This is a genomic window from Nocardia sp. NPDC006044, from assembly GCF_042871115.1.
Lineage (GTDB): Bacteria > Actinomycetota > Actinomycetes > Mycobacteriales > Mycobacteriaceae > Nocardia.
Genome location: NZ_JBIAID010000001.1, coordinates 1,778,212 through 1,798,545 on the forward strand (window position 1 = coordinate 1,778,212; position 20,334 = coordinate 1,798,545).

21 protein-coding genes are annotated in these 20,334 nt (G+C 67.6%); 13 read left to right on the plus strand and 8 right to left on the minus strand.

Annotated features, from left to right (window positions below):
• Positions 1 to 3: 3 nt before the first annotated feature.
• The gene (locus tag ACFYO1_RS08465; protein WP_387228426.1) at positions 4 to 669 is read right to left on the minus strand and encodes a TetR/AcrR family transcriptional regulator; all 666 of its coding nucleotides are present in this window, start codon (positions 667 to 669) and stop codon (positions 4 to 6) included.
• A gap of 36 nt (positions 670 to 705) precedes the next feature.
• Here ACFYO1_RS08465 and ACFYO1_RS08470 point away from each other — a divergent pair, with 36 nt between their 5' ends.
• Entirely contained in the window at positions 706 to 2,196 is a 1,491-nt protein-coding gene (locus tag ACFYO1_RS08470) for a flavin-containing monooxygenase (protein WP_387228428.1), read from the plus strand.
• A gap of 50 nt (positions 2,197 to 2,246) precedes the next feature.
• On the opposite strand, the gene ACFYO1_RS08475 is transcribed toward ACFYO1_RS08470, so the two are convergent.
• Entirely contained in the window at positions 2,247 to 3,590 is a 1,344-nt protein-coding gene (locus ACFYO1_RS08475; protein WP_387228429.1) for a hypothetical protein, read from the minus strand.
• 360 nt (positions 3,591 to 3,950) lie between these two features.
• Here ACFYO1_RS08475 and yajC point away from each other — a divergent pair, with 360 nt between their 5' ends.
• The 5 genes from yajC (at position 3,951) to ACFYO1_RS08500 (ending at position 9,807) form a co-directional block, all read left to right on the plus strand.
• Positions 3,951 to 4,343 (plus strand): preprotein translocase subunit YajC, encoded by a 393-nt coding sequence (yajC, locus tag ACFYO1_RS08480; protein ID WP_387228431.1) that lies wholly within the window; start codon positions 3,951 to 3,953, stop codon positions 4,341 to 4,343.
• A gap of 174 nt (positions 4,344 to 4,517) precedes the next feature.
• Positions 4,518 to 6,230 carry a protein translocase subunit SecD gene (secD, locus tag ACFYO1_RS08485; protein ID WP_387228433.1) on the plus strand — a complete coding sequence of 571 codons (1,713 nt, stop codon included), beginning with the start codon at positions 4,518 to 4,520 and terminating at the stop codon, positions 6,228 to 6,230.
• 5 nt (positions 6,231 to 6,235) lie between these two features.
• Positions 6,236 to 7,459 (plus strand): protein translocase subunit SecF, encoded by a 1,224-nt coding sequence (secF, locus tag ACFYO1_RS08490; RefSeq protein WP_387228435.1) that lies wholly within the window; start codon positions 6,236 to 6,238, stop codon positions 7,457 to 7,459.
• A 19-nt stretch (positions 7,460 to 7,478) separates the two neighbouring features.
• Positions 7,479 to 9,200 carry an ABC transporter substrate-binding protein gene (locus ACFYO1_RS08495; RefSeq protein ID WP_387228437.1) on the plus strand — a complete coding sequence of 574 codons (1,722 nt, stop codon included), beginning with the start codon at positions 7,479 to 7,481 and terminating at the stop codon, positions 9,198 to 9,200.
• Between the two features lie 34 nt (positions 9,201 to 9,234).
• Entirely contained in the window at positions 9,235 to 9,807 is a 573-nt protein-coding gene (locus ACFYO1_RS08500; protein ID WP_378722194.1) for an adenine phosphoribosyltransferase, read from the plus strand.
• Between the two features lie 216 nt (positions 9,808 to 10,023).
• Here the strand turns inward: ACFYO1_RS08500 and ACFYO1_RS08505 are convergent, their stop codons facing one another.
• Positions 10,024 to 10,710, minus strand: coding sequence for a helix-turn-helix domain-containing protein (locus ACFYO1_RS08505; RefSeq protein WP_387228439.1), 687 nt, complete (start codon positions 10,708 to 10,710; stop codon positions 10,024 to 10,026).
• Between the two features lie 206 nt (positions 10,711 to 10,916).
• Between ACFYO1_RS08505 and ACFYO1_RS08510 the strand changes: the two genes are divergently transcribed.
• From ACFYO1_RS08510 to ACFYO1_RS08520, 3 genes are all read left to right on the plus strand, one after another.
• Complete coding sequence (locus ACFYO1_RS08510) at positions 10,917 to 12,122, plus strand: cytochrome P450 (RefSeq protein ID WP_387228441.1); 1,206 nt, start codon at positions 10,917 to 10,919, stop codon at positions 12,120 to 12,122.
• A gap of 349 nt (positions 12,123 to 12,471) precedes the next feature.
• Positions 12,472 to 12,795: a hypothetical protein gene (locus ACFYO1_RS08515; RefSeq protein WP_387228444.1), complete on the plus strand. Its 324-nt coding sequence runs from the start codon at positions 12,472 to 12,474 to the stop codon at positions 12,793 to 12,795.
• 5 nt (positions 12,796 to 12,800) lie between these two features.
• On the plus strand, positions 12,801 to 13,235 hold the full coding sequence (locus ACFYO1_RS08520) for a phage tail protein (protein ID WP_387228446.1): 435 nt from the start codon (positions 12,801 to 12,803) through the stop codon (positions 13,233 to 13,235).
• Positions 13,236 to 13,240: 5 nt separating this feature from the next.
• Here the strand turns inward: ACFYO1_RS08520 and ACFYO1_RS08525 are convergent, their stop codons facing one another.
• Both ACFYO1_RS08525 and ACFYO1_RS08530 read right to left on the minus strand, forming a co-directional pair.
• Positions 13,241 to 13,882 (minus strand): putative glycolipid-binding domain-containing protein, encoded by a 642-nt coding sequence (locus tag ACFYO1_RS08525; protein WP_387228448.1) that lies wholly within the window; start codon positions 13,880 to 13,882, stop codon positions 13,241 to 13,243.
• Between the two features lie 36 nt (positions 13,883 to 13,918).
• Entirely contained in the window at positions 13,919 to 14,746 is an 828-nt protein-coding gene (locus tag ACFYO1_RS08530) for an alpha/beta fold hydrolase (RefSeq protein WP_387228450.1), read from the minus strand.
• Between the two features lie 138 nt (positions 14,747 to 14,884).
• Between ACFYO1_RS08530 and ACFYO1_RS08535 the strand changes: the two genes are divergently transcribed.
• From ACFYO1_RS08535 to ACFYO1_RS08545, 3 genes are all read left to right on the plus strand, one after another.
• Complete coding sequence (locus ACFYO1_RS08535) at positions 14,885 to 15,871, plus strand: aldo/keto reductase (RefSeq protein ID WP_387228452.1); 987 nt, start codon at positions 14,885 to 14,887, stop codon at positions 15,869 to 15,871.
• 78 nt (positions 15,872 to 15,949) lie between these two features.
• A complete protein-coding gene (locus ACFYO1_RS08540; RefSeq protein WP_387228454.1) occupies positions 15,950 to 16,552 on the plus strand; it encodes a DUF4291 domain-containing protein in 603 nt (200 codons plus the stop codon).
• 181 nt (positions 16,553 to 16,733) lie between these two features.
• Positions 16,734 to 18,323 carry an ABC-F family ATP-binding cassette domain-containing protein gene (locus tag ACFYO1_RS08545; protein WP_387228456.1) on the plus strand — a complete coding sequence of 530 codons (1,590 nt, stop codon included), beginning with the start codon at positions 16,734 to 16,736 and terminating at the stop codon, positions 18,321 to 18,323.
• Between the two features lie 59 nt (positions 18,324 to 18,382).
• Here ACFYO1_RS08545 and ACFYO1_RS08550 read toward each other — a convergent pair whose 3' ends face one another.
• Both ACFYO1_RS08550 and ACFYO1_RS08555 read right to left on the minus strand, forming a co-directional pair.
• Entirely contained in the window at positions 18,383 to 18,757 is a 375-nt protein-coding gene (locus ACFYO1_RS08550; protein ID WP_387228458.1) for an MmcQ/YjbR family DNA-binding protein, read from the minus strand.
• A gap of 9 nt (positions 18,758 to 18,766) precedes the next feature.
• On the minus strand, positions 18,767 to 19,195 hold the full coding sequence (locus tag ACFYO1_RS08555) for a nuclear transport factor 2 family protein (RefSeq protein WP_387228460.1): 429 nt from the start codon (positions 19,193 to 19,195) through the stop codon (positions 18,767 to 18,769).
• 53 nt (positions 19,196 to 19,248) lie between these two features.
• Between ACFYO1_RS08555 and ACFYO1_RS08560 the strand changes: the two genes are divergently transcribed.
• Positions 19,249 to 19,749 (plus strand): winged helix-turn-helix transcriptional regulator, encoded by a 501-nt coding sequence (locus ACFYO1_RS08560; protein ID WP_387228462.1) that lies wholly within the window; start codon positions 19,249 to 19,251, stop codon positions 19,747 to 19,749.
• 90 nt (positions 19,750 to 19,839) lie between these two features.
• Here ACFYO1_RS08560 and ACFYO1_RS08565 read toward each other — a convergent pair whose 3' ends face one another.
• Positions 19,840 to 20,319, minus strand: coding sequence for a YbaK/EbsC family protein (locus ACFYO1_RS08565; protein WP_387228464.1), 480 nt, complete (start codon positions 20,317 to 20,319; stop codon positions 19,840 to 19,842).
• Positions 20,320 to 20,334 lie beyond the last annotated feature (15 nt).

Here is a 20,334-nt window from a genome sequence, read left to right on the forward strand (position 1 = left end):
TGCTCAATCCTTGCGGACACCGTCGATCAGCAGCCGCCGAATGGCCTCGTTGAGTCCCTGGATGGAACCCTCGTCGGTATCGCGCAGGCCGTGCACGATGCCGGCCAGCAGCATGCCGGTGACCGCCCGCGCGGTGTTGACCGTGTCCAGATCCGCTCGCAGATAACCGAGTTCGACACCGTGGTCGAGATATCCCGCGGTGAGCGCGTCGGCCATGTCGAGCAGTCCGTAGAGGCGCGCGGTGAGTTCGTCGTCGATGCCGGGCGCGTGCACCAGCAGCAGCTGCGCGACCCGGCGGTCGTCCATCAGGATGTGCGTCAGCGCCTGGCCGATCCGGTCGGTCTGCGCCCGGTATTCGTCCAGCGTGGTGGCCGCGTCGGGCGCGTTCTCGGTGCCGAGGGCGTCGATGATCTTGGCGGACAGGTCGTCGATGACGTGGTCGATGATGTCGCGCTTGTTGCTGAAGTACCGGTAGAAGGTGCCGTGCCCGATGCCGAGGTGACCGGCGATATCGGCGATGCCGGTGCCGTGATAGCCCTTCTCCGAAAAGCAGACGAAGGCGGTGTCGATGATTTCCTGGCGGAGCTCGGCTTTGCGCCGCTCGGCACGCGTCAATGGCTTCGTCACGCCACCGATGATACAGTCGTCACAAACGGAATGATGTGTCATTCTGTGATAAACGGTTCACATACCTGGAGGTTCGGAGTGGCGCCTCAGTACGACGCGGTCGTGGTCGGTGCGGGATTCGGTGGCATGGGGGCGGGCATCGAGCTCGATCGGCTCGGCCTGAGCAACTACGTCATCCTCGATCGCGAGGATGATCTCGGCGGCACCTGGCACGTCAACCATTACCCCGGCCTCGCGGTCGACATCGCCTCGGTCACGTACTCGTACTCCTTCGAGCCCAACCCGTACTGGACGCGCCTGTTCGCGCCGGGCGCGGAGCTGAAGAAGTACGCCGGGCACGTCGCGGACAAGTACGGCCTGCGCCGCCGCATGCGCTTCGGCACCGTGGTCGACGGCGCCCGCTGGGACGAGGAGCACCAGCAGTGGGTGGTGTCGATCGCGGGCGGTGAAACCCTCACGGGCCGTTACCTGCTCACTGCGACGGGCTTCCTGTCCCAGCCTTACACCCCGCCGTTCCCCGGCATCGACTCGTTCGCCGGCAAGATCATCCACACCACCGCGTGGGAGGACGATTTCGACCTGACCGGTCGCAAGGCGGCGATCATCGGCACCGGCGCCACCGCCGTGCAGCTGGTACCCGAGGTGGCCAAGAAGGCGCAGGCGCTCACCGTCTTCCAGCGCACCCCGATCTGGGTGGTGCCGAAGATCGACACCGCGATCCCGAAGCCGGTGCAGAAGCTGTTCGACCGGGTGCCCGCCACCCAGAAGGCGGCGCGGCTGTTCAACACCAGCCTGCTCGAGGCGCTCATGGTGGTCGGCGTGCTGCACTACACCCAGGCCAAGCCGCTGAACCGGGCCGCGGGCCTGCTCGCCAAGGCGCATCTGCGGACCTCGGTGCGGGATAAGGAAACGCGCAAGCAGCTCACCCCGCACTACGACTTCGGCTGCAAGCGCCCCACCTTCTCCAACACCTACTTCCGCTCGTTCAACCAGCCGAACGTGCGTCTGGAGACGAACTCGATCGACCACATCGAGGCCGACGGCATCGTCACCGCCGACGGGCACAAGACCGAGATCGACACCCTGATCCTGGCCACCGGCTTCAACCTGTGGGACGTGAACTTCCCGGCCATCGAGATCATCGGCCGCGACGGGGTCAACCTCGGAAAGTTCTGGCGGGACAACCGTTTCCAGGCCTACGAGGGCATCACCGTGCCGAAGTTCCCCAACTTCCTCAGCCTCAACAGCCCGTACTCCTACAGCGGCCTGTCCTACTTCACCACCATCGAGGCGCAGATGAAGCACATGGGGCGGCTGTTCACCGAGCTGTTCCGCCGCGGCGAGCACACCTTCGAGGTGACCGAGCAGGCCAACGCCGGCTTCCTCGATCGGGTCACCGATAAGCTCGGCACCTCCGTGTTCTACGGCGGTGACTGCTCCACCGCGCGCAGCTACTACTTCAACCCGCACGGCGAGGCCGCGCTGCTGCGCCCGACCAGCACGCTCAACGCGCACCGTGAGGCGGTCAGCTTCCCGCTCGACGACTACGTCTACGGCAAGTCCGCCTGATCTCGTTGCGTCGAGCCCCGCCGGAATACGATCCGGCGGGGCTCGCGTCGCTACTTGGCGATCTTGCGCAGCACCCAGTCCGCGAGCGTCGGAGTCACCACCGAGTGCTCGGTATTGGTTGCGTTACAACAGAATTCGGTGAGCGCCGTGTGCTCGGCGGTCACCTTGCGCAGATCCTTGTCCAGCTCGACCGCCCAGGTCATCGGGTCGAAGTCCAGCGCGATCGCGCTGACCGACGGGACGAAACAGCCCCAGCGCTTCGCCTCCGCCAGCTCGATCCCGAGCGTGTTCGCCACCTGGCCGAACGAATCGAGCAGGCCGCCGGGTGCGCCGTCGAACGGCGCCACCGCGGTGGTCGTCGAGGTGCGCGCGGTCAGCCCGAGATGCATGCCGCCGATCGGCTGCTTGTCCCCGAACGCCGGCTGATACCGCGCGGTGGCGCTACCGACCAGCCCGCCGAGGAACTTCTTGTCGAACACGACCTCCCCGGCGGGTAGCTCGGGACCCTGCCCGTCCCCGCGCCCGTTCGCCACGCCGAGCCGCACCGGACGCTGCGGGAATCCGCCCAGATCGGCCAGCTCCTGGACGAATTGGGCACGCAGCGGCGACGCGGTCGCGACCGGACCCGAATATCGCGCGTCCGCCACCCAGGCCCACAGCAGTTGCTGCGCCGCAGGGCTGCGAATCAGGCTGGCTTTGCTCGCTTTCCCGGGCGTGAGCGTCTCGAAGAACTCGAAGAAGTAGGCCATCTGCTGCAGGATCAGCGGAATCCACGCCCCGTTGTGCGGGGAATCCCAGGACAGATAGGTCCCGGTCCGGTGGTCTTGCCCGGCCTTCTCCATCGCGGCGAGCGCGTACCGGGTGATCAGCCCGCCCATGCTCACCCCGCCCGTGATCAGCGGCGTCGTGCCCTGCTGTTCGGCCATCACCTTGCCGATGCAGGCCCGCGCCACCCCGGCGTTGACCTGGATGTAGTCGTGCCGGGCATCGAAGCCGAGCAACACGATGTCGATGCCGGCGGCGAGCAACTGGTCGAACAGGCGCTCACCCGCGTCGGAATACGGATGGTTGAACCACTGCCACAGGCCGTCCAAGTCGCTCGGACCGTAGTTGAACCCGTCGGCGAAGATCATCGGATTCACCAAGCGCTCGTGCCCGTTCCCCAGATGCACCGCCGCCGTGCCCTTACCGTATTTCCCCAGGTAGGGATGTTCGGAAACGAGCGGCCACTCGAACTCCGGCCGCCGCGCCGGTTCACCGTCGCGGGCCTCCGGCGTGCCGAACCACGGTCCCGATTCGGCGCTGCGCGCCAGGTCATAGAGCTCCGGTGCGGCAAGATCCCCCGCTGCCTTCCGCATGAGCGTTTTGACGTCGATCCGAGCTTCCTCGGCCATCATCGTCCCCTTTGTGAAGGCACAGAAGGTCCCGGGACACGGCTCGAAGAGTGCTGAGTTCGTGCGTAGATCAGGCTCCCCGGCCACGCCGTCGGGACGTCCTGCGCTGATGAATTCCCTGCGATTTCTACTGTAAGGCAACGGAATTCGTTACGTACGGGTTTCTCGCCGGAGAATTTCCGGGCAAACCGACCGGGTCTTTCGGGCTCCGGTGGGCGCCTACGATTCGCGATGCGATATGGCTCGCGGGCACATCGGCGCTCCCCAGCAGGTGTGCCGGTGTGGCGGCGGAGACATGAACTGGCAGACTGTCTGGGTACATACCCATCCCACCCACAAGACTAGGGACTGACTTCGACGATGGAACTTCTGTTTCCGCTGCTGCTGGTAGCCCTGCTCGTGCCGATGTTCCTCGGCGTCCGCCGCCAGAAGCGGGAAGCCGCCAAGGTCACGGAGATGCAGGACACCCTCAAGGCGGGCGATCAGGTCATCACCACGTCGGGGCTGTACGGCACCGTCGTCGATCTCGACGACACCACGGTTGATCTCGAGATCGCCGAGGAGGTCGTCACGACCTGGCTGCGCGCGGCCATCCGCGAGGTGCGCACCGACACCGACGATGCCGACACGATCGACGCCGACGCCGATACGATCGCCGTCGAGCCGGCCGCCGCGGACGCCAACGGCGCGCACGCGGCCGACGCGGTCGAGGAATCCCCCGCGCAGACCGAGACCCGGCTCACCAAGGACTGATCGTCCCCCGGTGCGCCCGCGCGCCGGATGCCGCCGCGACCACGGCCCCCGGCCGACGCGCGACGGTGTCCGATCCGCGGGCCCCGTGGCTCCTGCCACTACTGCCCGCACCGGCGTCGCCGGTGTGTGCCTGCCTGTTCCATGTTCGACTTCCCGCCTAGGAGATGACGTACTGTGCCACCTTCCCAGGGATCGGCGCATCCGCTCCGGCTGCTCGGCGTCTACGCCGCGCTGCTGGCCGTGATCTATGCGCTGGTGTTCTTCACCGGTGACAAATCCTCGACCCCACGGCTCGGCATCGACCTCCAGGGTGGTACCCGGGTCACGCTGACCGCCCGAACGCCGGACGGCGGCAAGCCGAACCAGGACAGCCTGAAAAAGGCGCAGGACATCATCGAGAACCGGGTCAACGGTCTCGGCGTGGCCGGGTCCGAGGTCATCATCGACGGCGACAACCTGGTGATCACGGTCCCCGGTGACGACGGGCAGCAGGCGCGCGCGCTGGCGACCACCGCCAAGCTGTACATCCGTCCGGTGCTCAATGCCGTGCCCGCCGCCCAGCGCGGTCAGCAACCCGCGCCGGGCGCGACGCCGCCGGGCGCGCCGGGTGCGGTTCCGCCCGCTCCGCCGGGCGAGACACCGCCGCCCGCGACAGGTCAGCCCTCGGTCGGCGCCCCCGCCTCGGGTGGCGAGACCGTCGATCCGGCTCCGCAGCAGCGTGTGTTCCCGGCACAGGGACCGACACAGCCGCCCGCGGACCCGAACCTCACGCCGCAGGAGCAGGCGACCAAGGACATCCAGGACGCCAAGGCGATTCGGCAGAGCGCCGACCCGACCGTCCAGCAGGCCGCGATGGCGACGCTGGACTGCAACAAGCCGGACCCGTTGCAGGGCAACGACGATCCGAACCTGCCGCTGGTCGCCTGCTCCACCGACGGCCAGGAGATCCTGCTGCTGGACAAGAGCCGCATCGACGGCCAGGAGATCAAGTCCGCCAGCTCGGGCCTGAACACCCAGCAGGCGCGGCACGAGGTCTACCTCGAGTTCAAGTCCGGCGGTAGCGACGCGTGGGCCCAGCTCACCGGCGAATACGTGTACAAGCGGGTCGCCTTCGTGCTCGACACCAAGGTGGTCAGCGCGCCGACCGTGCAGCAGGGACCGCAGCAGGGCGGCCGCACCCAGATCTCCGGCAACTTCACCGCCGCGTCGGCGAAGGAACTGGCGAACACGCTCAAGTACGGTTCGCTGCCGCTGTCGTTCCAGACCTCCGAGGCCGAGACGGTCTCGGCGACGCTGGGACTGTCCTCGCTGAAGGCGGGTCTGCTCGCCGGTGCGGTCGGCCTGGCCGTGGTCTTGCTCTACTGCCTCGCCTACTACCGGATGCTCGGGTTCGTCACCGGATTGTCTTTGGTGGCTTCGGGTTTCGCGGTCTACGGGATCATGGTGCTGCTCGGCAGATGGATCGGGTTCACTCTCGACCTGGCCGGTATCGCCGGTCTGATCATCGGTATCGGCATGACCGCCGACTCGTTCGTGGTGTTCTTCGAACGGATCAAGGACGAGATGCGGGAGGGCCGCAGCTTCCGGTCCGCCGCCCCGCGCGGCTGGCAGCGGGCTCGCCGGACGATTCTGTCCGGCAACGCGGTCAGCTTCATCGCCGCCGCGGTGCTCTACATCCTCGCGGTCGGCCAGGTGAAGGGCTTCGCGTTCACCCTCGGTCTCACCACCATCCTCGACGTCGTCGTGGTGTTCCTGGTGACCTCGCCGCTGGTGTTGCTCGCCTCGCGCACGAACTACTGGGCCAAGCCGTCGGTCAACGGGCTCGGTGCGATCCAGCAGGTCGCGCGCGAGCGGAAGGCGGCCGAGGCCGCACTCGGGAAGGCGTGAACGAGATGACCAACCCCACCAGCACGTCGCGCACCCCGAACCCGGCCGAGACCACGGACGTGTTCGCCGCGGTGCCCGAGCAGCCCAAGCACGGCTTCTTCAATCGCCTCTACACCGGCACCGGCGCCATCGACGTCATCGGCAAGCGCCGGATGTGGTACCTGATCACCGCCGCGATCGTCCTGATCTCGTTGGGCAGCATGATCTTCCGCGGCTTCAACTTCGGCATCGACTTCGAGGGCGGCTCGCGAATCCAGTTCCCGGCGCAGGGGGCGAGCACCAGTCAGGTCGAGGAGGTCTACCGGTCCGCGATCGGCAGCGATCCGGTCTCGGTGCAGACCGTCGGCAGCGGCGGCAACGCCACCATCCTGATCCGCTCCGAGGCGCTGAACAAGGATCAGGTGGACACGCTGAACAATGCGCTGTTCACCAAGTTCCAGCCCAAGGGCAAGGACGGCAACCCGAGCCGGGCCGCGATCAGCGCCTCGGACGTCAGCGAGACCTGGGGCAGCCAGATCACCCGCAAGGCGCTCATCGCGCTGGCGGTGTTCCTGGTCCTGGTCGCGGTCTACATCGCCGTACGCTTCGAACCGCACATGGCGATCGCCGCGCTGGCCGCGCTGGTCTTCGACGTCACCGTGACGGCGGGCGTGTACTCGCTCGTCGGCTTCGAGGTGAGCCCGGCGACCGTGATCGGAATCTTGACCATCCTCGGCTTCTCGCTCTACGACTCGGTGGTCGTGTTCGACAAGGTCGAGGAAAACACCAGGGGCATCCTGCATTTGAACCGCCGCACCTACGGCGAGCAGGCCAACCTCGCGGTGAACCAGACCCTGATGCGCTCGATCAACACCGCCCTCATCGGCATCCTGCCGATCGTCGGCCTGATGGTGATCGCGGTCTGGATGCTCGGCGTCGGCACGCTCAAGGACCTGGCGCTGGTGCAGCTGGTCGGCCTGCTGGTCGGCACCTACTCCTCGATCTTCTTCGCGACGCCGCTGCTGGTGTCGATCAAGGAGCGGTGGGGACCGGTGGCCCGGCACACCGACAAGATCAAAGCGAAGCGGGCCGGCGTGGCCAGCGCGCGGGCGGGAGTCGAGGCCGAGCGCCGGGCGACCGCCGCGACCGGTCGCGGCTACGGCGACGAACCGCGCCGGTCGCGGGAACCGGGGCAGGCGCCCCGGCCGGGCGCGCGCCCCAGCGGGAAACGGCAGAAGCGGCGGAACTGACACACAGGCAAGGGGTTTCATGCGCAAGCCGGATAGCCGAGCGATACGTCTGATCGGAGTGCTGGCCGCGAGCACCCTGGCCGCCGGGTTGGTGGTGGGGTGCTCTAGCAAGAACCAGGTGCCGTCCATCGGCTACGCCGTCGATGCCACCATCGCCAGCTACAACGGCGGCAGCACGCTCGGCGCGAGCACCGGATCGAACGTGGTGTTCAGCCGGGTGGTCACCGGGTTCTACTACACCGGGCCGGACGGTCAGCAGGTCGCCGACACCGACTTCGGCACCGCCAAAGAGGTTCCCGGCGAGGTGCAGACCATCCAGTACCGGCTCAACCCGGACGGTGTGTACTCCGACGGGGTGCCGACCGCGTGCGACGATCTGGTGCTCGCCTGGGCCGCGCGCAGCGGCCGGTTCACCAAACCCGGTGACCGAGGCCAGGTTCCGCTGTTCGACGCGGCCAGTACGGCGGGCTACGCCGATATCGAGCGGGTGGACTGCCAGCCCGGTTCGCGCGACGCCACCGTGGTGTTCCGGCCGGACCGGCACTACTCGGCGTGGCGCAATCTGTTCACCGCCGGCGAGCTGATGCCCGCGCACGTCGTCGCGCGGGTGGCTAACGTGCCGAATGTGGTGTCCGCCTTGCAAACCGGCGACCCGAGCGGGCTCGGCCGGATCGCCGACTTCTGGAACACCGGCTGGAACTTCGCCGGGGGCAACCTCGACCTGACCAAGTTCCCGTCGTCCGGGCCGTACCGGATCGAATCCTTCAGCGACAAGGACGGTTTGGTCCTGGTCGCGAACGAGCGGTGGTGGGGGAACAAGCCCGCGACCGGACGGATCATGGTGTGGCCCAAGACCGTCGATCTCAAGTCCAAGGTCAGGGACAGTGCCGCCGGCGTCGTCGACCTCGGCACCGGATCGGTGAAAGACCTGAACCTGGACGGGTTCCAGGTGCGCACCGTGGCGGGCCGTGGCGTCGAGCAGCTGGTGCTGGCGACCGGGGGAGTGTTCGGCTCGGTGGACATGCGCCGGGCGCTCGCGCTGTGCGTGCCGCGCCAGGCACTGTTCGACAAGCTCGGCAAGGTGCCGGACGCGCCGAAGGAGGGGCTCGGTTCGGGTCCGTTGAACGCGCATATCGTGCAACAGGATTCGCTGTACTACCCGTCGGTGATCGGTGCGGCGGGCAAGTTCAAGGGCGGGGACGCCGGCGGTGCCACCCAGGCGGTCGCCGCGGCGCGGGCGAACAATCCGACCGTGCGCATCGGCTATCTGCGTCCTGATGACCGGCGCGCGCAGACCGTGGCGATGATCACGGAAGCCTGTAAACCCGCGGGCATCAACATCGTTGACGCCGGGGCCGCCGATTTCACGCCGTCGCAGCTCACCGAGGGCAAAGTCGACGCCATCCTGGGCAGCACCGCGTCCGCGCCGGGTCCGGCCGGATCGCTGTCCGGTGTCGCGGCGACGAGTGCGTTGCGCGGTAGTAGCGGGATCAATTTCGGCCGATTCGGTAACGGCCGCTACGATGCGATCACCGATCAGCTTGCGGCCGACGACAACTCGACCACACAGCTGAATCTGCTCACCGAGGCCGAAAACCTGCTGTGGGCGGAGTTGCCGAGCATCCCACTGTTCGCCTCGCCGCGCACCATCGCGTTCGGCGCCGGTCTGCAGAACGGGATAGCTGCGCCGAACCAGGCGGGGTCAGGGTGGAACATGGACCGCTGGGTGTTGAAGCGGTGACAGGTGCTTGTGGTGTGATGATGGAGAGGTGTCGATGAGTAAGCACGCGGCGATCGAATCCGACGAGCTAGCCGCCGATCGGACCGGCCGGGCGGCCGAGGCGGTCGAGCGGTTGACCCGCTGGCGCGACGACTTCCCCACTCCCGGAGTCCGTTTCGCCGACCTCACGCCCGTCTTCGCCGATGCCGAAGGCTTCCGCACAGTCGTCGACTGCCTCGCCTCCTGCGGCCCCGACGCCGACCTGGTCGCCGGCGTGGACGCCCGCGGCTTCCTCATCGGCGCCGCGGTGGCCGCCAGCCTCGGCACCGGCGTCCTCGCGGTCCGCAAGGCGGGCAAGCTGCCCCCGCCCGTCATCACCCGCGAATATCAGCTCGAATACGGCACCGCCGCCCTGGAGATCCCGGCCGACGGAGTCCCCCTCGCCGGCAAACGCATCCTCCTGCTCGACGACGTCCTCGCCACCGGCGGCACCCTGGCCGCCGCGGCCGACCTGTTCACCCAGGCCGGCGCCGAGGTAATCGCCGCGGCGGTAGTCCTCGAACTCACCTTCCTGAACGGCCGCGACCACCAGGGCAACTACCCCCTGACCTCCATCGTCAAGGTCTGACCGTTCGCAGGTTTGTCGCGATCCTTTAATGCGATGACCAGGTATCCAAGTTTGATACCTGATCCTTTGACGGTCGGTTCGAGGGCTCAGTTGCAGTTCTGGTGCTCGCGATCTATTCGAGACTGTCCACCCCTTTGCAGACGGCAGCCGGTGGCGTCGGTCGCGCGCTGATCAGCACAGCTCTCGCACGGCGCGGTATCGCGCCCCGTGAGTCAGTCAGTGATCGTGCCAGCGCTCGACTACCTGGACCATTTGGTTGCCTAGGTAGTCGAGGTATTGGGCTATGTGGTGGAGGCGGGCACCGGCGGGGGTGGTGGGGCCTAGGAGCTGGGCGCCGAGGCGGGCGGCTTCTACCTTTGCTTGGGCGGCTTGGGCGAGGTTGAGGGTGGTGCGGTGCCAGGTGTTGTCGTCGATGTAGTAGTGGTCGCGGCGGTGGGTGGCGCGGTCGCGGCGGATCAGGTCTCGTTTCTCCAGGGCGTTGACGGCGGTGGAGATGGAGGCGGGGCTGACCGCCAGTTGGTGGGCCAGGTCGGCGGCGGTGAGCCTGCCGGAGTCGGTGAGATGCAGTGCGGTCAGGACGCGGGCTTGCATCCGGGGCATGCCGTCGTAGACGAGCAGGTCGGTGAAGCGGGTGGCGAAATCGCGGAGGGCCTCGTTGCCGGCGGGGAAGCCTGCCGAGGCCGTCGGCTGGGTGGCGGCTTTGCTCCGGCGGGCGCGGGCGGCGGTCGCACGGTGGGCTCGGTCGGCGCGATAGCGGCCCGGGCCGCCGTTGCGGGTCACCTCGCGGCTGACCGTCGAGGCGGGGCGGTCGAGCTGGCGGGCGATCTGGGTGTAGCCGAGTCCTTCGGCCAGCGCGGCGGCGATGCATTCTCGCTCGTGCAGGGTGAGTCGGCCTCCCGGCATCGTGCGGTTCTCCTTCGGTCTGCGTTCAGCGGCATCTCATTGCACGCCGGGTGTCGTGCGTGTGCGTTCGGCGGCAAGGTCATTGCACGGATGAAATCGAATCTACTTGCCAAAATCGGATATTGCTGCGCTCCCTCTGTTGAGTGATCGCTGAACGCAACCTAGCGTTCGGCTCCTACTGAAACTCGCGCGTCAGAAGGAACACCATGACCGAGCCGCAGACCTCCCTCTCGTCGCTGCCCGCCACCCGTCCCGCCGGTTGCCCGTTCGATCCGCCGGCCGAATTCGCCCGGATCCGCGGGCGAAACCCCCTGACCCGCATGGTGTTTCCGGACGGCCATCACGGCTGGCTGGCGACCGGGCACGCCGTGGTGCGCGCGGTCGCCGACCCCCGCTTCAGTGCGCGCACCGAACTCCTGCACTCCCCGCTGGCGGATCTGGGTCCGCTCCCGCCGGCGCCGCCCGGCAACTTCCTCAATCTCGACGCGCCCGAGCACACCCGCTATCGAAAGCTGTTGGCGGGCAAGTTCACTGTCCGGCGGATGCGGCTGCTCACCGACCGGGTGGCGCGGATCAGCACCGACCGTCTCGATGCGATCGAACGGGTCGGTGGCCCGGTGGATTTGGTGACGTCGTTCGCCTATCCGGTTCCGGCGCTGACGATTTGCGAGCTGCTCGGTGTGCCCGGACCCGACCGGGATCGGTTTCGGCGTCTGATCGCCGATTTGGTCACCAAGTTCAACGATCCCGCGCTGGCGCCGGACGAGCGTCTCGAACAGGGCCTCAGCGCCTTCGAGGCGGCACAGGAATACGTGCGCGACCTGGTTGCCGCCAAACGCGGCGCGCCGACCGACGACCTGCTCAGTGACCTGACCGGCACCGATCTCACCGATCTCGAACTGGCCGGTGTGGGTGTGCTGCTGCTGATCGCCGGCTTCGACACCACCGCGAACATGCTCGCCCTCGGCGCCTTCGCGCTGCTGTGCCACCCGGACCAGCTGACCGCGTGGCACGCCGACCCCGACCGGGCGATCGAGGAACTGCTGCGCTACCTGACCATCGCCCACACCGCGACCCGTTCCGCCATGACGGACGTCGAACTGGCCGGCCACGAGATCAAAGCCGGTGAGACGGTGGCGCTTTCGCTCCAATCCGCCGATCGCGACCCTGCCGTATTCGACCACCCGGACATTCTCGACCTGCGGCGTAATGCGGTGGGGCACCTGGGTTTCGGCTACGGCCCACACCAGTGCCTCGGTCAGCAGCTGGCGAGGGTGGAAATACGCACGGCGCTGACTGCGTTGGCGACCCGGTTTCCTACCTTGCGTCTCGCGGTACCGGCGAGCGAGATCCGCACGCGCGCGAACATCATCGGTGTCTACGGTCTACAGCACCTTCCGGTCACCTGGTGACGGTGGTCAGCCGTCCTACCTGCATCGATAGGTAGATCTGTGCAGCACCGCGCGGTAATCGAGTAGTCCGCTACGTATGACCGATCCCGTGCCAGGCGTCACGCTTACCGAATCATCCGCAATCACGGAAACGAGGTGGAGTAAGTGGACGGACAAGCACTACGTCAGACCTGGGCCTGGACCACCGGCTCGGACAATTTCTCGCACTCGGGGGAACACCGATTCCCGCCGACGTCGACGCGACCCACGTCTTCGGCCGGAACAAGCTGACCGGCGCATCCTGGGAAATGCGGGTCTCCAACATCAGCGCGGCCGTCACCTTCAACTACTGCTTCTGGGGGCGAGTGTCATGAACGAAACACAGTGGCTGAGCGCCGGATCGGCGCCTCCGGTCGAGTCGACGCTGGTGGTGGCGCTGTATGAACCGGAGACCGGCAAGATCCGGCACCTGCATTCGGTCACGGTCTTCCGCGGGGCGCGGGGCACCGACGAGGCCGAAGCCATCGCCGTGGCCAGGCAGAGTGCGGTGAAGTATCACGACGACGCGGCGAACCTCGCGGTGGCGACCACCGACGATCCGCGCTGTCTGTCGCCGCACAGAATAGATCCGTCCACCGGACGCTTCGTCCCACTGACCCATCCCGCCACCATGGCGGGCCGGCACCGACGGTAGGCGGCATGGCACTCCCAGACCTCGACGCCATGGCCGGTAGTTCGTTCGCCCTGGAACTCGACGGCGTCGTGATCGAACGGATCACGGAGGTGCAGGGCCTCGTGCTCGGACCGGACGCGGTCGAACTGAAGGCGAACACGCCGGACGGCAAGTACATCGTGCAGCAGCTGTCCGGGCGTCCGAAGGCAGGGGAGGTGACCTTCATCCGTGACAGCACCGACGACGGAACCTTCGAAAAATGGCTCGGCAGTAGCCGATTCGGCGATGCCCGGAAGAACGGCGCGGTCATCGTGTACGACCGTGGGGGTCAGGTCGTGCGGCGGTACGAGCTGACCGGCATGCGGCCGAAGTCACGCGAGCTCGGTTCCCCGGATGCCGGGGATGCCGGTGTGCTCACCGAGAAGCTGGTCGTCACCTACGAGAACCTCGAGGTCGAGTAACGCGATCAGGCGTCCGGGCGCGCGGAGCCCGGCCCACGCTGGCGTTCGCCCTCCGTCACCGTGGTCTTGGGCGGCACCCGGCGGGCCAGCGTCGGGTACACCAGGACCAGGCCGTCCTCGTCGATGTGCAGGTCGCTGGTGAAACTTCCGGAGGCGTAACGGATATCGGACCCGTCCTCGGCCAGGCTCAGATGGGTGTAGGTCTGCCGGGACGGGACCACGCGCAGGGTCGGGACCTCGACGAAGGCCATCAAGAACTCGGCGGTCCCCGGATGCCGGTGCAGTCCGGTGCGAATGATGGGCATGGTGTTGGTCAGCGGTGAGCAGGCGAGATCGCAGTCGCGTGCGTCGGCGAGGTCCGGTCGCGGTTCCCCGTCGACAGTCCAGACGCCGTCTTCGCGACGCAGATCCAGCTGCCGATGGTCGGTCGCGGTGACACAGGTGACCTGTAGTCGCTCGGTGACGGCCTCCGCGTCGGTGTCGAGGGTGTAGGTCAGCCAATACGGCTCCGGGAGTTGACCGACGGCCCGTCCCGTCCCGCGTAGTCGCAGCCCGTCCAGGTCGATCCAGGACGATTCGAATCCCGCGGTCTCCTGGACCTGCCAGAGGACCTGGCGTCCGGTCAGCACTTCCGTCTTTTCGATCATGCGACAGCATCGTATTGCCCGCGCGCCGATTAGGTGTCACGAGTTTCCGCGCAGCCAGTCCATGGCGTCCGAGCAGGCGTGCAAGACGGAGACATGCCCGTCGTCCGGCCGACTCCACAACTGTGCCTTGGGAAGTCGTTGCCGCAGCCAGTCGGCGTGCGCGGGCGGGACCACACGATCCTGTCCGCCTTGGACCAGCAGCACCGGCGCGGCGATCGCACTCGGTTCGATGCCCCACGGATTGACGAACGCGACGTCGTCATCGACCAGCCCGGCACTGCCCGCCTCCCCGGCGCGCTGCGCATCCGCACCGAGGCTCGCCCACTCGCCGGCCAGCGCCTCGAAATCCGCGGAAGTGAAACTGTCCCTGTCGAATTCGTCGGTCTCCGCGAATTCCGCCCTGGCCTCGGCCCCGTTCATCGCGGCTTTGAGCCCGCCCGGCGCCACCATGCCCGCGAACCAGTCGAATTCCTCGGTGAACGGGGCGATTCCGGCCAGGCAGACCACCCCGGTGACCCGGTCCGGTAGTCCGGCCGCGCAGGCGAGGGCATGCGGTCCGCCACCGGACGCGCCCATCACCGCGAATCGCTCGATCCCCAGCGCGTCGGCGATCTGCTCGACGTCGTGCGCCGCCGCCGCGACCGCGCGCCCTGGAAGCCGGGTGGAACCCCCGTAACCGGGCCGGCCGTAGGACACCAGCCGGATTCCGCGCGCGTTCGCCGCCGCCAGCAACGGGTCGAGCAGCGCGCCGGTCTGCGGCGAACCATGTTGCCACACAAGCACTCCCGCGCCGCCACCGTCCTCGCTGTCGTAGGCGCGCAAGATCCGCCCGTCACTCGTCCGAATGTCCCGAGATGCGACCATGGCGCCACGCTATCCCCACCCACCGACACATTCCCGGGACCGTGTGCTTTCCGATAGCTACAAGATCATCGCTTGACATGGAGTGCGCTCCAACTCCTAGCGTTGTCCGTAGCAAGTTCGGATCTCAGGAGGCACAACATGATCAACGTCCCCACCCGGCACCTCGGTGAGCTCGCGGTTTCCGCGCAGGGCCTGGGCTGCATGGGCATGAGTCACGGATACGGGGATGCGGACGACGCGCAGTCGATCGAGACGCTGCGGCACGCCCTGGACCTCGGCGTGCGTTTGCTGGACACCGCCGACTTCTACGGCGCCGGGCACAACGAGGAACTGCTCGGTAAGGCCATTGCCGGCCGGCGCGACGAGGTCGTGCTGGCCACGAAGTTCGGTTTCGCCAACAAGCTGGGGGAGCCGACGCGCATCCGTGGCGACGCCGCCTACGTGCACCAGGCCTGCGACGCGTCGCTGCGCCGCCTCGGCGTCGACCACATCGACCTCTACTACCAGCACCGAGTCGACCCGCAGGTGCCGATCGAGGAGACCGTCGGCGCGATGGCCGAACTGGTGCAGGCGGGCAAGGTCCGCCACCTCGGACTGTCCGAGGCCGGCGCGCCCACCATCCGCCGCGCGCACGCCGTGCACCCGATCGCCGCGTTGCAGAGCGAGTGGTCGCTGTGGACCCGCGACCTGGAGACCGAGATCGCCGCGGTCTGCCGTGAACTCGGCATCGGCATCGTCCCGTTCTCCCCGCTCGGCCGCGGCTTCCTGACCGGTAAGTACAACTCGGTCGAGGGCTTGGCCGACAACGACGTGCGCCGCACCCAGCCGCGGTTCGCCGACGGCAATCTCGAACGCAACCTGGCGATCGTCGCGAAGCTGAACGAGCTGGCCGAGGCCAAGGGCGTCACCGCGGGCCAGCTCGCCCTCGCCTGGGTCCAGCACCGCGGCGACGATGTCGTGCCGATCCCCGGCACCCGCCGCAAGCAGTACCTGGAGGAGAACCTCGCGGCCCTCGCCATCGAGCTGTCCGCCGATGACCTCGCCGCCATCGAGGCCGCCGCCCCGCGCGAACAGATCGCCGGCACCCGCTACGACGCCACCAGCCTCACCTTCACCAACGGCTGAGCCGGACGTTTTCCGGAGCGTCGTCCGGATAGCGCGAATCCCGTTGGCAGGCGGCGATCGGACTGCAAGGATCTGCGCGTGAGTGTTGCGCCGCCACTGCGGCAGGTCAGGGCTGACTACGACACGGCGACCGTGGTTGTCTATCAGGCATATCCGGCAGAGATCGCCGAAGCGGCCGTTGCCGCAGGAACTTTCGTCGACCCGTTCAAGCGGGACCGGATGACATGGATCAAGCCTTCGTTCCTATGGATGATGTATCGCTGTGGGTGGGCGACGAAACCGGGGCAGGAGCGGGTGCTCGCGGTGTCCATCACGCGCAGCGGATTCGAGTGGGCGCTGTGGCAGTCCTGCCTGAGTCACTATGTGCCGGAGATGTATTCGGATCGGCAGGTATGGATGGACCGGTTGCGGGTGAGTCCGGTCCGGATTCAATGGGATCCGGAGCGCGACCTGCATCACCGGCCGCTGGCGCATCGATCGCTCCAGGTCGGGCTCGGTGGTCCGGCGGTGGGGTTGTACGTCGATCGGTGGGTCACCGGCATCCGCGATATCACCGCCGAGGCGCAGCGGATCGGGCGGTTGGTGGCCGACGGGAAGCTCGACGCCGCCGCCCGAGCGCTCCCGGTGGAACGGCCGTACCCGCTGACCCCGGAGATCGCCAGGGTGATCGGCGCCGGGTAGCCAGGAAAGCGGTTGTGAGCTGGTGTGATCCAAATATCACTGGCGACTTCGGCGCGGGTGTGGTTAATCTAGACGGGTCTTGTTCCCGTTGATCGGAGCCCTAACGTTGATTTCATGAGGTAGCCACTCGGGCGGCCCGCTGTCGCGCGCCGCGTTTTCCTGAGCGACCTCTGGAGTCATCATGGCAAATCTGTCATTTTCCGATCTCACCTTCGCCTGGCCCGACGGCACACCTGTGTTCGAGGGACTCGACGGCGTCCTCGGTCCCGGGCATGTCGGCCTGGTCGGCAGCAACGGTGCGGGCAAGTCCACCCTGCTCCGGCTGATCGCCGGCGAGCTCACCCCCGCCCTCGGTTCGATCACGGTCACCGGTCATCTCGGCTACCTGCGTCAAGACCTCGGTCTCGCCGCGGGACAGCGGGTCGATGCCGTGCTCGGCATCGCCGATATCCGGAAAGCTTTGCACCGCATCGAATCCGGCGGCGCCGACGAGTCCGATTTCGAACTCGTCGGTCACCGCTGGGACGTCGAGGAACGAGCCATCGCACTGCTCGGCCGGCTCGGCCTGCACTATGTCGCCGACTCAGCCGACCAGCTGGATCGCCGACTGGAGACCCTCTCCGGCGGCGAGACCACGCTGCTCGGACTGGTCGCCGAACTGCTGGCCGAACCGGACATCCTGCTGCTGGACGAACCGACGAACAACCTGGATCAGCTTGCCCGCGAACGGCTTTACGAGGTGGTCGCGCAATTCTCCGGCACCGTGCTCACGGTCAGTCACGACCGTGAGCTGCTGGAGCGGATGAGCGCCATCGCGGAGCTGCGCCAAGGCGAACTGCGTATGTTCGGCGGCAATTTCAGCGAGTACGAGCGGATCATCGAGGCCGAGCAGGCGGCGGCCAAGGCGGCCATCCGCGACGCGCGCAGCGATGTACGCAAGCAGGCGCGCGAACTCGTCGAGACGCGGATCAAGCTGGACCGCAGGCAGCGGTACGGGCAGAAGATGTGGGACACCAAGCGGGAGCCGAAAATCATTATGGCCCAGCGCAAACGGCAGGCCCAGGTGGCCGCGGGCAAGTTGCGCAACAATCACATCGGCAAGCTGGAGACGGCCAAGGACCAGCTCCAGCAGGCCCAGGAATTGCTGCGCGACGATCGGGAGATCCGCGTCGATCTGCCCGATACCCGGCTCTACCCCGGCCAGGACGTCATCGACCTGGATGAGGTCGAGTTGGCCTGCGGGCCAACGGTTTCGCTGCGGATCAGCGGACCGGAACGGATCGCCCTGACCGGACGCAACGGCATCGGCAAAACGACGCTGCTGCGGCGGATCTCGGCGGCCGGCCCGAAGGTGCCGTGGCGGATGCTGCCGCAACGCCTCGACATCTTCGACGAACAGCGGTCGGTGTTCGAGAACGTGGCGTCGACGGCGCCGCACGCGTCGCTGGAACAGATCCGAGCCCAGTTGGCCCGCTTCCTGTTTCGGGGCAGTGACGCCGACGTGGCGGTCACGGCGCTGTCCGGCGGCGAACGACTGCGTGCCGCACTGGCCATGCTGCTCCTGGCCGACCCGGCGCCGAAGTTGTTGCTGCTCGACGAGCCGACCAACAACCTCGACCTGCCGAGTCTCGAGCACCTCACGCAGGCGCTGGCCAGCTTCGAGGGGGCCTTGGTCGTGGTGAGCCACGACCCGCGCTTCCTCGACGACATCGGGCTGACCCGGCGAGTCGAGCTGACCGCCGACGGGTTGACCGAGACGTTGACCGGGTAAAGACGCACACCCCTTGATCTCCCGCACACGCAATCGCAGGCGATTCGATGTGCGGCAGGTCAGGTGGTGTGCGGCTGTCGGTGATCGAGTTCGGCGACCAGCTTTTTCGGGGCGACCTTGCGGTAGGCGTCGTGGATGATCGCGGCGAACTCGGTCCAGTCCGGGTCGGCGTCCAGGCGGACGCCGATCCATCCGCTGTGGCCGACGTAGGGCGGGACGAAGAATCGCGCGGGCTCGGCGTCGACCAGCTCGGCCTGCACGCCTTCGGGGGCGGGGCACCAGAGGGTCGGGCCGGGTTCGTTGTATCCGACGGGGATGTATTTGACGAACGAGGTCTTCTGGCGCACGAAAAAGGTCGGGCAGCCGTGGCTGAGCCGTTCGCTGCACTCCGGGAGATCCAGGCAGATCGCGCGGATCCGCGTCAACGGGTCCATGGGCGCAGTTTACGACGCGACGGCTCCGCGCATTGCCCTACGGAGCACGCCCGGGTGCCTGATCAGGCGCGGAGCGAGCCAGATCGCGAGCGCGGTGAGGGTGAGCCACGGGCGCAGGTGCGGGTTCAGCGCGCGGATCCGGCCGTCGTCGGCGAGTTCGAGGACCAGTGCCTCGGTCAGGCGGAATGGTCCGACGGTGGCCTCGGCGAGCAGTACGCGGCGCGGGCCGTCGCCGATCTGTTCGGTCCAGCGCAGGTCGGAGAGTCCGCCGTAGGCGGCGGTGAGCAGGATGCGCAGATCGTCCTTGCCGCGGAAGACCAATCGGCCGGACAGCGGGGAGGTCAATGCGGCGTCGGGGGTGAGGGTTTCCATCAATGCGTCGAAGTCGGCGGCCGTGGTCGCCGCGCAGAACTCGGCTACCGAGTCGGTGGTTTGCATAGCCTGAACCTTGCCGGAGTCACTTGCAAAAAGCAATGGACTACGATGGGTCCGTGCCCAAAGCTGCTTTGTCCGACATCGTCTGCTCGATCGCGCGCACACTGGACGCGGTCGGGGAGCGGTGGACGCCGCTCATCCTGCGCGATCTGTTCGTCGGATTGACCCGGTTCGAGGACCTCCGGCGCGATCTCGGTATCGCCTCGAATGTGCTCACCGCCCGGCTGGCCGCGTTGCAGGCGCACGGCATCGTGGAAACCCGTGTGTACCAGTCGAATCCGGTACGGCACGAGTATCTGCTCACGGCCAAGGGGCGAGACCTGTATCCGGTTCTGACCATGCTCGTCGCCTGGGGGGACACCTGGCTCGCCGCGCCCGAGGGGCCGCCTGCGTTGGTCGTGCACGAGGACTGCGGGAAGGTCACCGCGGGCGTGGTCGTCTGCCGGGAGTGCGGGTCCGCCCTGACCGCGGACAATGTGCGGTTTCATCAGGGGCCGGGTGGGCAACGCGGACCGGGGACGATGCTGGTCGGCGATCACATGGTGGCACCGAGCTGAGTTCGTCAGCGGCACATCGGCCTTGCCGCCTCGGCGTAGCGCGTTATCGAAGCGTTACGTCGCGGCGTGCGCCGACTGGTAGGTGCCACGTCAGTTGACTGAAACGGGCTCGGCGCCGGTCGCGGCGACCAGCTCCGAAAAGGTGGTCGGGAACACGGTGTGCGGGTGCCCGGCCGCCGCCCAGATCTCCGGCTGACTGGCCAGGGTTTCGTCGATCAGCGTCCGGATCGGCGCCGGATGTCCGAGCGGGGCGACACCGCCGATGGCCTGGCCGGTGTGCGTGCGGACGAACGCGGCGCTTGCCCGCGACAGCCCGGCGATCCCGAGATGCGCGGCGACCTTGCCGGTATCCACCCGATGCGCGCCGCTGGTGAGGACCAGCAGCGGCGCGCCAGCGGCGTCGAAGACGAGACTGTTGGCGATCGCGGCAACCGGGCAGCCGAGTTGTTCGGCCGCGGCGATTGCCGTCGGGGCGGTCTCCGGGAGGACGCGGACCCGCGGGGTGACTCCGGCGGCGCGCAGGGCGGCCTCGACGGCGAGCACGGTCGGCCTCTGGGAGATGTCGTCCATGGCCGCGATCCTAAA

What these genes read in the sequence shown, in the direction of transcription:
- ACFYO1_RS08465 (WP_387228426.1), bottom strand. Translation starts at nt 669, where the DNA reads ATGACACATCATTCCGTTTGTGACGACTGTATCATCGGTGGCGTGACG.
- ACFYO1_RS08475 (WP_387228429.1), bottom strand. Translation starts at nt 3,590, where the DNA reads ATGGCCGAGGAAGCTCGGATCGACGTCAAAACGCTCATGCGGAAGGCA.
- yajC (WP_387228431.1), top strand. Translation starts at nt 3,951, where the DNA reads ATGGAACTTCTGTTTCCGCTGCTGCTGGTAGCCCTGCTCGTGCCGATG.
- secF (WP_387228435.1), top strand. Translation starts at nt 6,236, where the DNA reads ATGACCAACCCCACCAGCACGTCGCGCACCCCGAACCCGGCCGAGACC.
- ACFYO1_RS08495 (WP_387228437.1), top strand. Translation starts at nt 7,479, where the DNA reads ATGCGCAAGCCGGATAGCCGAGCGATACGTCTGATCGGAGTGCTGGCC.
- ACFYO1_RS08500 (WP_378722194.1), top strand. Translation starts at nt 9,235, where the DNA reads ATGAGTAAGCACGCGGCGATCGAATCCGACGAGCTAGCCGCCGATCGG.
- ACFYO1_RS08505 (WP_387228439.1), bottom strand. Translation starts at nt 10,710, where the DNA reads ATGCCGGGAGGCCGACTCACCCTGCACGAGCGAGAATGCATCGCCGCC.
- ACFYO1_RS08510 (WP_387228441.1), top strand. Translation starts at nt 10,917, where the DNA reads ATGACCGAGCCGCAGACCTCCCTCTCGTCGCTGCCCGCCACCCGTCCC.
- ACFYO1_RS08515 (WP_387228444.1), top strand. Translation starts at nt 12,472, where the DNA reads ATGAACGAAACACAGTGGCTGAGCGCCGGATCGGCGCCTCCGGTCGAG.
- ACFYO1_RS08520 (WP_387228446.1), top strand. Translation starts at nt 12,801, where the DNA reads ATGGCACTCCCAGACCTCGACGCCATGGCCGGTAGTTCGTTCGCCCTG.
- ACFYO1_RS08525 (WP_387228448.1), bottom strand. Translation starts at nt 13,882, where the DNA reads ATGATCGAAAAGACGGAAGTGCTGACCGGACGCCAGGTCCTCTGGCAG.
- ACFYO1_RS08530 (WP_387228450.1), bottom strand. Translation starts at nt 14,746, where the DNA reads ATGGTCGCATCTCGGGACATTCGGACGAGTGACGGGCGGATCTTGCGC.
- ACFYO1_RS08535 (WP_387228452.1), top strand. Translation starts at nt 14,885, where the DNA reads ATGATCAACGTCCCCACCCGGCACCTCGGTGAGCTCGCGGTTTCCGCG.
- ACFYO1_RS08545 (WP_387228456.1), top strand. Translation starts at nt 16,734, where the DNA reads ATGGCAAATCTGTCATTTTCCGATCTCACCTTCGCCTGGCCCGACGGC.
- ACFYO1_RS08550 (WP_387228458.1), bottom strand. Translation starts at nt 18,757, where the DNA reads ATGGACCCGTTGACGCGGATCCGCGCGATCTGCCTGGATCTCCCGGAG.
- ACFYO1_RS08555 (WP_387228460.1), bottom strand. Translation starts at nt 19,195, where the DNA reads ATGCAAACCACCGACTCGGTAGCCGAGTTCTGCGCGGCGACCACGGCC.
- ACFYO1_RS08565 (WP_387228464.1), bottom strand. Translation starts at nt 20,319, where the DNA reads ATGGACGACATCTCCCAGAGGCCGACCGTGCTCGCCGTCGAGGCCGCC.